We start from the raw sequence: 13,610 nt of genomic DNA, 5'->3' as shown, positions 1-13,610 counted from the left end.
TGAATCTGGAACTAGAAGGTGTAACGGCTGATCGTGTCGGCAACGCAGCCGGGCTTGCCTTCGCCTTCGATCTCGACGGTCACGCGGATCCACGCCTGCACGCCGCCGTCGAGCGGCTCGACGCGCAGCAGCTCGCCGACGCCCCGCACGCGCGCGCCGACCTTCACCGGCGCCGGGAAACGGATCCTGTCGCAGCCGTAGTTGACGCCGAGCCGCGCGCCGTCGATGCGCACGATCTGCGGCAGGAAATGGTTGACGAGCGACAGCGTCAGGTAGCCGTGCGCGATGCACGCGCCGAACGGGCCGTCCTTCGCACGCACCGGGTCGACGTGCACCCACTGGTGGTCGCCCGTCGCGTCGGCGAAGCCGTCGATGCGGATCTGGTCGATCGCGAGCCACGCGCTCGCGCCGAGCGTGCAGCCGACGGCCGCCGCGAGTTCATCGGGATGCGCGAACACGCGGGGCGTCGCGCGCACGGGATCGAGGGTCGTCTCCATCATGCGTGCTGGCTGCTGACCGACAGCACTTCGCCCGTCATGTACGACGCGTAATCGCTTGCAAGGAATACCATCACGTTCGCGACCTCCCAGACTTCGGCGGCGCGCCCGAAGGCTTCGCGCGACGCCAGTTGATTCAGCAAGTCGGCCGGGGCCGACTTCTTCAGAAAATCGTGCATCGCGATGCTCGGCGCGACCGCGTTGATTCGCACCCCGTAAGGCGACGCCTCGAGCGCCGCGCAGCGCGTGAGCGCCATCACGCCCGCCTTCGCCGCCGCGTAGTGCGCCTGTTCCGCCTGCGCACGCCAGCCGAGCACCGATGCGTTGTTGACGATCGCGCCGCGGCCGCGGGCCTGCATGTGCGGCAGCATCGCGCGCGTCATCCGGAACGTCCCGGTAAGGCTAATGTCGATCACCCGCGACCATTCGGCATCGTCCATTTCGACGATGCGTTTGGCGCCGCCGAGCCCGGCGTTGTTGATCAGTACGTCGACGCCGTCGAGCTTGTCCTGTGCATCCGCCACGAGGGCCTGCACGTCGTCCTCGACCGCGACGTTGCACAGACGGCCGTAGACCTGCCGCAGCCCCGTTTCGGCGCGCAGCGTCTCCACTGCCTGTTCGAGGCGCTTCTCGTGGATGTCGGAGATGAACAGCGCGCGGCAGCCTTCCTCCGCGCAGCGGCGCGCGGCCGCGAAGCCGATGCCGGCACCGGCGGCGGCCGTGATCAGCACCGATTTGCCGGCGAGCAGCTGGTGGCCCGGCACGTAGGCCGGCGCTTTCTGGATCTGGGGTTCGGTCATGCTGTGCCTCGTGGTTCTCTGGGCATGCCGAGCCCGCGCTCGGCCATGATGTTGAGCTGGATTTCGTTGGTGCCGGCGTAGATCGTGTCCGCACGGGAGAACAGGAACACGCGCTGCAGATGGGTGAGCTTCTCGTCGGCCGGATCGATCACGTTCGCGCGCGGCCCGAGCGCGTCCATCGCGAGCTGGCCGAGGTCGCGGTGCCAGTTCGACCAGAAGTACTTGTAGATCAGCGCCTCGCGGCGCAGCGGTGCGGTGGCGCCGCCGTTCGCGTCGTCCGCGCCGGACAGCATCCGCAGCGCGTTGTAGCGCATCACGCGCAGCCCGGCCCACGCGCGGCCGATCCGCTGGCGCAGCACCGGGTCGCGATCGGCGCCCGATTCCCGCGCGGCGTCGATCACCCATGCGAGCTCGCGGACGAACTGCATCTGCTGGCCGAGCGTCGACATCCCGCGCTCGAAGCCGAGCAGCGTCATGGCGATCCGCCAGCCGTCGCCCGGCGCGCCGACCAGGTCGCGTGCTTGCGCGCGCGCACCGTCGAAAAACACTTCGTTGAATTCGGCGCCGCCGTTGAGCTGCCTGATCGGTCGGATCTCGATACCCGGCTGGTCGAGCGGCATCAGCAGGAACGACAGCCCCCTGTTGCCCTTCGATGCCGGATCGGTGCGCGCGAGCACGAAGATCCAGTCGGAATCGTGCGCGAGCGACGTCCACACCTTCTGGCCGTACACGCGCCAGGTGCCGTCGGTGTCCTGCTCGGCACGCGTGCGCACATTCGCGAGATCGGAGCCCGCGCCCGGCTCCGAGTAGCCTTGGCACCAGAACTGCGTGCCGGCGAGAATGCCGGGCAGAAAGCGCGCGCGCTGGTCGTCGGTGCCGCACGCGACGAGCGTCGGCCCGAGCAGCCCTTCGCCGATATGGCCCATCCGGCCCGGGCCGCCGGCGCGCGCATATTCCTCGTGGAAGATCACCTGCTCGGCGACCGTGAAGCCACGGCCGCCCGCATCGGTCGGCCAGCCGAGGCCGGTCCAGCCACCGTGCGCCAGTTCCCGTTCCCACGCCTTGCGCAGCGCCGGAAACGCTTCCTCGTCGCCGGGGCCGCCGCGAAATTTCAGGCACGCGAATTCGCCGGTCAGGTGCGACTGCACCCAGTCGGCGACTTCGTGCCGCAATTGCTGTTCGCGCGTTTCGCTGTTCATTGGAGTGCTCCCGTGCGCGCGGCGGACGCACGCGTGACCATCGACGCCTGTGCCGATGTCGGTGCCGCCTCGCGCCGCGACGTGTCGCCGTCGATCGCGTGGCGTGCGAGCCATTCGAGCAGTTGCGGCGTGCTGCCGAACTGCGCGAGCGACGCCTGCGCGCGCTTGAAGTAGAGATGCGGGTCGTATTCCCACGTGAAGCCGACACCGCCGTGCAACTGGATCGCTTCCTGCGCGCAGAACGCATACGCGTCGTTCGCGGCGGCTTTCGCGGCCGCGACGTCGCCGCGCAACGTCGCGCCCGGCACCGCCCCGCCCGCTTCCGCATCCCATGCGTGCGCCGCGCCGAGCACGGCCGAGCGTGCGGATTCAATCAGCACCATCATCTGCGCGCAGCGATGCTTGACGGCCTGGAACGACGCGATCGCGCGGCCGAACTGCACGCGCTGGCCCGTGTAGTCGAGCGTCAGGTCGAGGCATTGCTGTGCGCCGCCGAGCTGCTCGGCGGCCAGCGCGAGCGCCGCGAACCAACCTGCGCGCTCGAGCACCTGCGAGGCAACGGCGCCGCCGGCGAACAACGCGTCGCGGTTCACACGGATTTCGTCGAGGACGATGCGCGCGATCGGCCGCGTCGCGTCGAGCGTGTCGAGCGGCGTGATGCGCAGGCCGGGCGCCGTCGCGACGTCGATCGCGAACAGGCCGATCGACTGCCCTTCGTTCGCGATCCGCGCGGGAATCAGCAGCAGATCGGCGCGCGCGCCGTCGATCACCTGTTCGATCGTGCCGGACAGCGCATAGCCGCCCGCTGCTTCTTCCGCGACGACCGGCAACTGCCCGGCACCGGCCGGAAGCTCGAACGGCAATGCCAGCGTCGCGCTGCATTCACCTTCGGCGATCTTCGCGAGCCAGCCGGTCGCGTGCGGCGAGTCGGGGCAGCTCGCCAGCGCGGTCGCAGCCAGGCACGCGGTCGAAAAATACGGCACGCACGCGACGCGCCGGCCGAGCTGTTCCATCAACAGGGTCTGTTCGACCGCGCCGAGCCCCATCCCGCCTGCCGCCTCCGGCAGCGACAGCGCGTTCCAGCCGAGCTCGCCTGCGAGCGCGGCCCACAGCGTGTCGTCGCGGCCGGCCGATTGCTCGAGCGCGCGGCGCACGTCGGCTGACGCGCTGCGTTCGGCGAGCACGTCGGCCGCCGCGTCGCGGATCATCGCCTGTTCGTCGGTGAGCGCCAGATCCATGCCTCAGCTCCCGTACACACGCTGCGCGGGACGCGCGTCGGCGAGCAGCCGCGCGACCGCCGGGCCGACCTCGGCCGGCGCCCAGCGCGCGCCACGGTCGACGCTCGGGCCGGTGCGCCAGCCTTCGGCGACCGCGATCATCCCGCCTGCGACCTCGAACACCTGGCCCGTCACGTCGGCCGACAGCGGGCTGCCGAGCCACACGACGAGCGGCGCGACGTTGGCCGGATCGAAGTAGTCGAAGCCGCCGTCCTCGGGCTTCTTCATCATGTCGGCGAACACGCCTTCGGTCATCGACGTGCGCGCGGCCGGCGCGAGCGCGTTCACGCGCACGCCGTACCGCTGCAGCTCGGCCGCCTGCATCAGCGTGAGCGCCGCGATGCCGGCCTTCGCCGCGCCATAGTTCGACTGACCGATCGACCCTTGCAGCCCGGCGCCGGAACTCGTGTTGACGATGCGCGCGTCGACCTGATTGCCGGCCTTCGCGGCGTCGCGCCACACGCGCGCCAGCACGCTCGACAGGCAGAAGTGGCCGCGCAGATGCACGCGCATCACGTCATCCCAGTCGGTTTCGGTCATGCTGGTGAACATCTTGTCGCGGCAGATGCCCGCGTTGTTGACCAGCACGTGCACGTCGCCGAACGCTTCGCGCGCGGCATCGACGATCTGCTGCGCGGTATCCATCCTGGTGATGTCGTCGGCATTCGCGAGCGCGCGGCCGCCGCGTCGTGCGATCTCGTCGCACACGGCTTGCGCGGCCTCGTGGCGGATGTCGTTGACGACGACCGCCGCGCCTTCGGCCGCGAACGCGAGCGCGTATTCGCGCCCGAGCCCGCCGCCGGCGCCGGTGATGACGGCGGTGCGTCCGTTACAGATTCCCATGCTTGTGCCTCCTGGATCGAGAGATCGTGAAAGTGCCGCGCTCACAGGCGCTCGATGATCGTGACGTTCGCGAGGCCACCGCCTTCGCACATCGTCTGCAATCCGTAACGGCCGCCGACACGTTCCAGTTCGTGCAGCAGTGTCGTCATCAGCCGTGCGCCGGTCGCGCCGAGCGGGTGACCGAGCGCGATGCCGCCGCCGTTCGGGTTGGTCTTCTCGTGCGGGAAGCGCGTGTCGGCGAGCCACGCCTGCGCGACCGACGCGAACGCCTCGTTCATTTCGACAACGTCGATCCGCGACCAGTCGAGCCCGCTCTTCTTCAACGCGGCCTTGGTCGCCGGAATCGGTGCGGTGAGCATCCACAGCGGATCGTCGCCGAGCACGCTCAGGTGGTGAATGCGCGCGCGCGGCGTGAGCCCGTAGCGCTTCAGCGCGTCCTCCGACACGATCAGCAACGCGGCGGCCGCATCGCAGGTCTGGCTCGCGACGGCGGCCGTCAGCGAGCCGCCCGGCATCAGCGGTTCGAGCGTCGCCATCTTTTCCAGCGACGTGTCGGGTCGCGGCGTTTCGTCGTGCATCACGCCTTCGAGCGGCACGATTTCCCGCTTGAAATGGCCGGCCTCGATGGCCGCCACCGCGCGGCGGTGGCTTTCCAGCGCGTAACGCTCCATCGCGTCGCGCGACAAGTTCCAGTGATCGGCGATCCGCTGTGCCGCGACGAACTGCGACACCGGCGCGTCGCCGAAGCGCGCGCGCCAGCCGGTGCTGCCCGAGAACGGGTCGTTGAAGCCGAGTGGCGCCGCGCTCGTCATCGCGGACGAGATCGGGATCTGCGTCATCGTCTGCACGCCGCCCGCGACCACCACGTCCTGCACGCCGCTCATCACGGCCTGCGCGGCAAAATGAACGGCCTGTTGCGACGAGCCGCACTGGCGGTCGACCGTCACGCCCGGCACCTGCAGCGGCAGCCCGGCCGCGAGCCAGCAGGTGCGCGCGATGTTGCCGGCGAGCGGGCCGATCGTGTCGACGCAGCCGAATACCACGTCGTCGTATTCGTCGGCCGGAATCGCGTTGCGTTCGACGAGCGTCTTCAGCACGAAGCCGCCGAGGTCCGCCGCATGCACGTGCGCGAGCCCGCCCTTGCGGCGGCCGGTCGGCGTGCGCAGCGCGTCGACGATATAGGCTTGTTTCATCAGTGGGTTTCCTCGAAGTCGAAGGTCTGCGCGGGGCCGATCGGCAATGCGCGGCCGACGATCGCGTCGGCCACGCGGGCCTTGTGGAATGCGTTGTCGCCCCAGCTGCCGGAGAGCGCCCAGATCCGCTTCATGAAGATCTGCAGGTCGAGCTCCCACGTGTAGCCGATCGCGCCGTGCACCTGCATCGTGTGGCGCGCGGCCAGTTGCGCGGCGGCGGTCGCCGCGAGCTTCGCGTGCGACACCAGCACCGCGCGCTGCGGATGATCGTCGGCGATCGCCTGGGCCGCCCGCGCCACCACCGGCCGCGCGAACTCATAGCGAATCGCGACGTCGGCGAGCAGATGCTTGAGCGCCTGGTACGAGCCGATCGCCTTGCCGAACTGCTTGCGCTGCGCGCTGTAGTCGATCGCGACGTCGAGCACGCGCTGCGTGAGGCCGAGCAGCTGCGCCGCGACCGCGAACGCGCCGTGGTCGAGCGCGCGATCGAGCAGCGGCGCGGCTTCGTCGGCGCTCGCGATGCGCGTGGCCGCCGACGGCTCCCAGTCGAGCGTGAACAGGCGCCGCGACGGGTCGACGCTGTCGACCGGGCGCCACGCGCACTGCGCGGGATCCACGCGGTGCAGCTCGCCGCGGTGCTCGCACAGCAGCGCTTGCGCGACGTGCACGTCGGCCGCATACGGGTTCACCGGATGCACGAGCGCGACACGCGCGCGCCCTTCGGCGATGTCGCGCAGCAGCGCGTCGCGCCAGTCCGCGGCGGGCAGTCGCGCGAGCACGCCGGCCGACACGAGCGCCGTGTCGAGCAGCGGCTCCGGGCTGCCGAAATAACCGTAGGCCTGCGCGAGCAGCGCCCATTCCACTTCGGTCAGGCCGAGGCCGCCGTGCGCCTCGGGCACCGACACGGCGGTCAGCCCCTGCGACGCGAACAGCGACCACAGCGCGTCGGAGCGGCCCGTCGGCGTGGCCCACAGCTCGCGGATCAGCTCCGGGGTCATCTCGGTCATCAGCAGGCGCTTCACGCTGTCCGCGAGCGCTTCCTGGTCTTCATCGAATACGAAATCCATACGATGTCCGTTCAGTGAGGGTGGCGCCTGCGCGCTTACGCGCGCGGCATGCCGAGCATCCGTTCGGCGACGATGTTGCGCTGGATCTCGTTGGTGCCCGCATAGATCGGGCCGGCCTGCGCGAACAGGAAGCCGTCGAGCCAGTGACCGAGCGTCGCGTGCTGCGCGGCCGACTGCGGGACGACCTCGCCGTGCGCGCCGAGGATGTCGAGCGCGGTCTGGTGCATCCGCAGGTCGAGCTCCGACCAGAAAACCTTGTTGGTGCTCGACTCCGCGCCGATATGGCCGCCCTTCAGCAGCCGGCTCGCGGTCGCGTAGGTCGACAGCGCGTACGCCTGCGCATCCATCCACGCGCACACCACGCGTTCGCGCAGCGTCGGGTCGCGATCCGCGCCGTCGCGGTGCGCGAGATACAGGTCGCGCAGCGCCTGCGCGGTGCGCTGGAAACGGGCGGGCGAACGCAGCATCAACCCGCGTTCGAAGCCGGCCGTCGCCATCGCGACCTGCCAGCCCGCGCCTTCGGCCGCGAGGCGGTTCTCGACCGGCACGCGCACGTCGTCGAAGAAGATTTCCGCGAAGCCCGTCTGCCCGTTCAACTGGCGGATCGGCCGCACCGTGATGCCCGGCGTCGACAGCGGCACCATCAGGAACGTGAGCCCGTGGTGACGCGACGATTCGGGATCACTGCGGAACAGCCCGAACAGCCAGTCGGCCCACACCGCGCGTGTCGACCAGATCTTCTGGCCGTTGAGCACGTATTCGTCGCCGATGCGGATCGCCGTCGTGCGGATCGCGGCCATGTCCGAGCCCGCGTTCGGCTCCGACCAGCCCTGCGCCCACACGTGCTCGCCCGCCGCCATCGCCGGCAGGAAGCGCGCCTTCTGCGCCGCCGTGCCGAAATCCATCAGCGTCGGGCCGAGCAGGAAGATGCCGTTCTGGTTCACACGCATCGGCGCGTCGGCGCGCCAGTACTCTTCCTCGAAGATCAGCCACTCGATCAGGTCGCAACCGCGCCCGCCCAGCTCGCGCGGCCACGTGACCATGCTCCAGCGCCCCGAATGCAGCGTGCGTTCCCATTCGCGGTGCGCGATGAAGCCTTCCTCGGTGTCGAAGCTCGGCAGCCGCTCGCGCGGCACGTGCGCGGCGAGCCATTCGCGGATTTCCGCGCGGAACGCCTGCTGTTGCGGCGTATAGGTCAGGTTCATGCGCGTGCCTCCTCGGCTTGCGCGTCGAACCGCGCGTCGCGCTTCTCGACGAACGCGGCACGCGCCTCCGTCGAGTCGTTGGTCATGTACGCCTGCAGCGTGAAGCCCTGCTCCCAGCGGTACTTGTCCTCGAGATCGCCGTCCTCGACGCCGTTCAGCGCCTCCTTCGCGAGCCGCACCATCGCCGGGCTCTTGTCCGCGATCTTGCGGGCGATCGAGCGCGCCGCGTCGCGCAGCGCATCGCGCGCGACGACCTGCTCGACCGCGCCGAGCCGATATGCTTCGGCCGCGTCGATCATCTCGCCGGTGAAGTACATCGTGCGGACCTTCTGCACGCCGAACAGTCGTTGCAGATGCGCGCCGCCGCCCATCGCGCCACGGTCGATCTCCGGCACGCCGAAGCGCGCGCAATCGGCCGCGACGACGATATCCGCCGCGCCGCAGATGCCGATCCCGCCCCCGAGCACGAAGCCGTGAACAGCCGCGATCACCGGCTTCGGGTTGCGGTGCACCGCGCGGAACGTCTCGTAGTTGCCCGCGTTGACCGACACGATCCGTTCCGGATGCGCGGCCAGCTCCTTGATGTCGACGCCCGCGCAGAAGCCGCGGCCTTCGCCGCGCACGACGATCACGCGCACGTCGTCGTCCTCGCCGAGCGCATCGAGCGCCCGCGCGAGCGCATGCCAGCCCTGCGCATCGAGCGCGTTCACGGGCGGATGGGCGATCACCAGTTCGGCGATGCCGTCGGCGCGCTCGATCCGGAACGGCATCGCGCCGCCCGGTTGTTTGGATGTAGTCATCTCCTCTGCCTCCCTGTGATGTCTTTCAAGCCGCGTGGGTCGCGGTCGCGCCGCGCAACGCGGCCAGCGCGTCGAGCCGCTCGCCGGCTTCCGCGACGATCCGCGCGATCAGCGCGTCGCACGATTCGATCGCGCCGATCATCGCGGCCGCCTGGCCGCTCGGCAGCACGCCCTCGTCCGGCCGCCCCTCGACGATCGCGCGCTGAATCAGGAACGGCGCGTTCGCGGCCATCAGCGTCTGGCTCGCCGTGTAGTCGTGCGAGCGCAGCGCCTTGATCGCGAGGCCCAGCATGTCGGTCGTGCGCAGCCCGTTCTGACGGCGCCAGGCTTCGGCCGTCTTCAGCGCGAACAGCGTGCGGCGCAGCGGGCCGAAGCGCTCGAGCTTCAGCAGATACGGGTTGTCGATCATGCGTTGCGGCAGCCCGTCGAGCGCGTCCGACACGCGGATCCGCGCCGGGTCGCCGACCGCGACGTACCGGTCGAGCGTCGCGCGCGGCACCGGCGATTCGGCGCTCATCAGGAAGCGCGTGCCCATCGCGATGCCGGCCGCGCCGTACGCGAGCGCGGCAGCCAGCCCGCGCCCGTCGAAGAACCCGCCGGCCGCGACCACCGGCACGCGCACCGCGTCGAGCACCTTCGGCAGCAGCAGCGTGGTCGGCACCGAGCCCGTGTGGCCGCCGCCTTCCGCACCCTGCACGGTGACGACGTCCGCGCCGAGCTCGACCGCCTTCGCCGCGTGCTTCGGCGCGCCGACGGTCGGCATGCAGACGATGCCGGCGTCCTTGAAGCGGCGGATCGTCTTCGCGTCCGGCCCGCGGCCGTAGCTGATCGCGCGCAGCCGATGCTTGATCGCGAGATCGACCACCTGCGCAGCGTTCTTCTGGAACATGTGGAAGTTGATGCCGAACGGCTTGTCGGTCAGTGACTTCACCTTCAGGATCTCGGCCTCGACCTGCTCCGGTTCCAGCGTCGCGCCGGCCAGGAAGCCGAAGCCGCCGGCGTTGGCGGTCGCCGCGACGAGCCGTGCATCTGCCACCCAGCCCATCGCGGTCTGCACGATCGGGTAGCGGCAGCCGAGCAGGTCGCACAACGGGGTATGCAGCGTCGTGCTCATGCCGCGGCTCCGTTGACGGCGGCCGGTGCCGCATCGGTGCGTCCTTCGCCGTCCGTCTCCGCCGGCCTGCGCTGCGAGCTGGCCATCTTGCGCGCGTCGTAGCCGCCGAGGCGGTCGCCGCTGACGAGCTCGTTGTGCGCATGCGCGAAGTGATGCCATGCGAAGGCCGCATCCATCGCCGCGCGCTTGCCCTGCAATTCCTCGACGTGGTTCAGCGCCTGCTTGGTCAGCGCGAGGCCGAGCCGCGGCATCGTCGCGATCTTCGCGGCGATCGCGTAGGTCGCGTCGCGCAGCCGCTCGCGCGGCACCACGCGGTTGACCATGCCCATCTGGTACGCACGCTCGGCCGGCATCCGCTCGCCGAGGAACAGGAATTCCTTCGCGATGCGCGGGTTCAGTTCGTACGCGTGTGCGAAATACTCGACGCCCGGAATGCCCATCCGCACGACCGGATCCGCGAAGAACGCGTCCTCCGACGCGACGATCAGGTCGCATACCCACGCGAGCATCAGCCCGCCCGCGATGCACGCGCCGTGCACCATCGCAATGGTCGGCTTCGGCAGGTCGCGCCAGCGCCGGCACATCCCGAGGTACACCTCCTGTTCGCGCGCATAGAGGAATTCGCCGCCCTCCTTGTCGACGTGGTCGTACCACAGCGACGCGCGGTCGAACGACTCGTGAATGTCGCGGCCCGGCGTGCCGATGTCGTGGCCCGCCGAGAAATGCTTTCCGGCGCCCGCGAGCACGATCGCCTTCACGGCGTCGTCATGCGACGCGCGCCGGAACGCCGCGTCGAGCGCATACGTCATCTTCGAGTTCTGCGCGTTGTGATACTCGGGACGGTTCATCGTGATCGTCGCGATGCCGTCCTCGACCGCATAGTTGACGACACCTTCGCCGAACGTCATCTGGGTCGCTTCCATGTGGGACCTCATCCGCGGCGCGGCGCCGGATTGTTGCGCACGATCGTCGCGCGCAGGTTGTGAGGGTCGAGCGCACGCACGATGCGCAGGTCTTCCGCGCTCGGCGCGGCCGTCGTGCCGAGTTCCGGTGCGGCGACCAGCGGGAAACCGGTCGCATCCTGCACCTCGTCGAAACTCACGCCCGGATGCAGCGAACGCACGCGGATCGCGTGATCGGGGCCGCCGAAATCCATCACGCACAGGTCGGTGACGATGCTGCGCAGGTCGACGAAGGTCTTCATGCCGGGCAGCCGGCGCGCCGGGTTGTAGCCGACCGTGCAGACCATGTCGACTTCGCCTTCGACGAACGTGCGCTTGCCGTGGCCGCTGACGAAGAATGAATTCGCGTGATTCGTCGAGTTGCCGGGGAAGCCGCGCGCGCCGAGCAGCTGCGTCTTCGGACGCGCGTAGTCGTCGCCGAGCCACGAGATGTTCGCCTGGCCGAAGCGGTCGATCTGCGTCGGCATCACCAGCGCGTGGCGGCGGCCGTGCCACAGGCAGTCGAATACGCGTTCGTAGGTCATCCAGCCGCTCGCCTTCACGCGATGGCCGTCGGGGCGCGGGCCGAGCGGGACCGGCTCCTCGACGAGATACGCCTCGCCGTCGGTCAGCATCAGACCGTTGTTGTAGGCGAGCCGCGCGAGGCCGGCCGCGAGCCGCGGACCCGTACCGATGCCGGTCGCCAGCACTTCGCCGTCGTCGCGCCAGAGTCGCGCGGACGCGACGATCATCAGTTCCGCGAGGGAATGGTCGAGAGATTCGCTCACAGGCGCTCCTTTACAGAATCGGCAACGGCAGCGTCGTCACATGCGGCAGGCCGCCGACGCCTTCGAGATACTGGCGCTCGTCCTGGCCGACCACGTCGCGCAGGTACGCCGCCGCCTTCGCATCGTCTTCCGCGCTCGCGCAGTACGCGCGCAGGTGCGGCAGGTCCCAGCCGTAGGCCGGCCCGCACGACGTCGGGTGCGCGCCGCCCGGCGCATGCACGACGCCGGTGACGAGCGAGCGCTCGAACGGGTTGCGTTTCGCGGCATCGAGGTCTTCGGTCGCGAGCGACGCGTCGACCGTTTCCGCCGACACGTAGCAGCGCTGCGCGGCGCGCGCCATCCACGCGTCGAAGAACGGATCGGGGCCGTCGATGCGCGTGTTGCCCATCCGGTCGGCCGCGTTCACGTGCAGCAGCGCGACGTCGAGTTCGAGTGCCGGCATCGCGAGCAGCGTCTCGCCGTCGTCGTACGGCGACTTGACCGTGCGCAGTTGCGGCGCGTGATCGAGCAGCGCGGTGCCGAGCCCGGCGCGGGTCGGCAGGAACGGCAGGCGCGCCGCTGCCGCGCGCAGGCCGAGCTGCAGCATCCCTTCGTCGAGTTCGAGCACGTCGATACGGCCGTGTTCGCGGGCACGGCGAAAATGCGGTTCGAGCGGGATCACGTCGAGCGACACGAAGCCGAACACCACCTTGCGCACCTTGCCCGCCGCGCACAGCAGCCCGACGTCGGCGCCGCCGTAGGCGACGACCGTCAGGTCCTTCAGGTTCGAGCGCGCGATCTCGCGCACCAGCGCCATCGGCTTGCGCCGCGGCCCCCATCCGCCGATGCCGATGGTCATGCCGTCGGCGAGTTGCGCGACCACGTCGCGCGCGGACATCGTCTTGTCGAGAGGTTTCATCGTCATCGTGCTGGCTTACCGGTATCCGATGCTGAAATCGTGGCCCCACTGGCTCACCTTGGTGGCCTCGAACACCGCGTGCTTCGACCAGTCGACCGTGAGGCCGCCGAAGCCGTATTCGAGATCGAAGCCGCCGGGGGTCTTCATGTAGAACGAGATCATCTGGTCGTTGCAGTGCCGGCCGAGCGTCGCCGACATCTTCACGTCGTGCGCGGCGACCCGATCGAGCGCGCGGCCGACTTCGTCCATCGAGTCGACTTCGGCCATCACGTGCACGCAGCCCGACGGCACCGCCATCTCGAACAGCGCGAGGCTGTGATGGCGCGCGTTGCGGCAGTGCATGAAGTGAATGCGCTTCTCGGGTTCGGCGGGGTCCGGCGTGAACTTCACGCGGTAGATGTCGGACAGCTCGAAGCCAAGCACGCCGCGCACGAATGCGTCGGTCGCGTCGAACTGCGGCGCGGGCAGTACCGCGTGGCCGAGCCCCATGTCGCCGGTGACGAAGCGGGCGACGCCGAGCGGCGACACGAAGCGGCGGAAGTCGCAGCGCGCGCCCCAGTACAGCTCGTGGCGGTTGCCGGACGGGTCGGTGCACCACGCCATGGCCTGCACTCGGCGCAGCGCGGCCTCGTCGCGCGTGGCGCGCACGGCTTCGACGCCCGCGCGCTGCAACGCAGCGAGCGCGGTGTCGAACGCGACGCCGTCGGCCAGCTCCCAGCCCGACGCGAAATAGCGGTCGGTTGTGCCGGGGACGATCACGTAGCGGAAATCGCGCTCGTCCATCTTCAGGTACAGCGCGCCGTCGGGCGCGTCGAGCGCCTGCATGCCCAGCACGTCTTCCGCGTAGCGGCGCCACGCATCGACGCGGGTCGCCTCGACCACGACGTAGCCGAGCGCACGGACATCGATCATGTCGGCCTCCTCCAGGTTCAGATTCCGTTGTTCGTGAATGGATTCTGGCCGGTCGGGGATGGCGTCACATCGTCTG

The 13,610-nt window shown here is 69.8% G+C and carries 14 protein-coding genes; all 14 read right to left on the bottom strand.

Annotated elements, in window-relative coordinates:
* Positions 1 to 11: 11 nt before the first annotated feature.
* The 14 genes from WS66_RS05735 to WS66_RS05670 are packed head-to-tail and all read right to left on the bottom strand — an operon-like array spanning position 12 to position 13,534.
* Positions 12 to 497, bottom strand: a complete 486-nt coding sequence (locus WS66_RS05735) for a MaoC family dehydratase (protein WP_059600531.1) — start codon at positions 495 to 497, stop codon at positions 12 to 14.
* Complete coding sequence (locus WS66_RS05730) at positions 497 to 1,297, bottom strand: SDR family oxidoreductase (protein WP_059600532.1); 801 nt, start codon at positions 1,295 to 1,297, stop codon at positions 497 to 499. Before WS66_RS05730 ends, WS66_RS05735 begins: the two co-directional genes overlap by 1 nt.
* On the bottom strand, positions 1,294 to 2,496 hold the full coding sequence (locus tag WS66_RS05725) for an acyl-CoA dehydrogenase family protein (RefSeq protein ID WP_059600533.1): 1,203 nt from the start codon (positions 2,494 to 2,496) through the stop codon (positions 1,294 to 1,296). Before WS66_RS05725 ends, WS66_RS05730 begins: the two co-directional genes overlap by 4 nt.
* Complete coding sequence (locus WS66_RS05720) at positions 2,493 to 3,734, bottom strand: acyl-CoA dehydrogenase family protein (RefSeq protein ID WP_059600534.1); 1,242 nt, start codon at positions 3,732 to 3,734, stop codon at positions 2,493 to 2,495. Before WS66_RS05720 ends, WS66_RS05725 begins: the two co-directional genes overlap by 4 nt.
* A 3-nt stretch (positions 3,735 to 3,737) precedes the next feature.
* Positions 3,738 to 4,616, bottom strand: a complete 879-nt coding sequence (locus tag WS66_RS05715; protein WP_059600535.1) for an SDR family oxidoreductase — start codon at positions 4,614 to 4,616, stop codon at positions 3,738 to 3,740.
* Between the two features lie 41 nt (positions 4,617 to 4,657).
* Entirely contained in the window at positions 4,658 to 5,809 is a 1,152-nt protein-coding gene (locus WS66_RS05710; RefSeq protein ID WP_059600536.1) for an acetyl-CoA C-acetyltransferase, read from the bottom strand.
* On the bottom strand, positions 5,809 to 6,876 hold the full coding sequence (locus tag WS66_RS05705) for an acyl-CoA dehydrogenase family protein (protein ID WP_059600537.1): 1,068 nt from the start codon (positions 6,874 to 6,876) through the stop codon (positions 5,809 to 5,811). The genes WS66_RS05710 and WS66_RS05705 overlap by 1 nt, the downstream gene beginning before the upstream one ends.
* A gap of 35 nt (positions 6,877 to 6,911) precedes the next feature.
* Positions 6,912 to 8,081 (bottom strand): acyl-CoA dehydrogenase family protein, encoded by a 1,170-nt coding sequence (locus WS66_RS05700; RefSeq protein WP_059600538.1) that lies wholly within the window; start codon positions 8,079 to 8,081, stop codon positions 6,912 to 6,914.
* The gene (locus WS66_RS05695) at positions 8,078 to 8,881 is read right to left on the bottom strand and encodes an enoyl-CoA hydratase family protein (protein ID WP_059600539.1); all 804 of its coding nucleotides are present in this window, start codon (positions 8,879 to 8,881) and stop codon (positions 8,078 to 8,080) included. The genes WS66_RS05700 and WS66_RS05695 overlap by 4 nt, the downstream gene beginning before the upstream one ends.
* Positions 8,882 to 8,906: 25 nt before the next feature.
* Positions 8,907 to 9,995 (bottom strand): NAD(P)H-dependent flavin oxidoreductase, encoded by a 1,089-nt coding sequence (locus WS66_RS05690; RefSeq protein WP_059600540.1) that lies wholly within the window; start codon positions 9,993 to 9,995, stop codon positions 8,907 to 8,909.
* Positions 9,992 to 10,918 carry an enoyl-CoA hydratase gene (locus WS66_RS05685; protein ID WP_059600541.1) on the bottom strand — a complete coding sequence of 309 codons (927 nt, stop codon included), beginning with the start codon at positions 10,916 to 10,918 and terminating at the stop codon, positions 9,992 to 9,994. The genes WS66_RS05690 and WS66_RS05685 overlap by 4 nt, the downstream gene beginning before the upstream one ends.
* Positions 10,919 to 10,926: 8 nt before the next feature.
* Positions 10,927 to 11,724, bottom strand: a complete 798-nt coding sequence (locus WS66_RS05680; protein ID WP_059600542.1) for a CoA-transferase subunit beta — start codon at positions 11,722 to 11,724, stop codon at positions 10,927 to 10,929.
* A 10-nt stretch (positions 11,725 to 11,734) separates the two neighbouring features.
* Complete coding sequence (locus WS66_RS05675) at positions 11,735 to 12,628, bottom strand: CoA transferase subunit A (RefSeq protein WP_059600543.1); 894 nt, start codon at positions 12,626 to 12,628, stop codon at positions 11,735 to 11,737.
* A gap of 9 nt (positions 12,629 to 12,637) precedes the next feature.
* Positions 12,638 to 13,534: a VOC family protein gene (locus WS66_RS05670; protein ID WP_059600544.1), complete on the bottom strand. Its 897-nt coding sequence runs from the start codon at positions 13,532 to 13,534 to the stop codon at positions 12,638 to 12,640.
* Positions 13,535 to 13,610 lie beyond the last annotated feature (76 nt).

Origin of the sequence: Burkholderia sp. LA-2-3-30-S1-D2 (genome assembly GCF_001523915.2) — a bacterium.
Taxonomy (GTDB): domain Bacteria; phylum Pseudomonadota; class Gammaproteobacteria; order Burkholderiales; family Burkholderiaceae; genus Burkholderia; species Burkholderia diffusa.
Note: the sequence above shows the minus strand (reverse complement) of the source record. Positions and strands in the feature narration are given on the sequence as shown.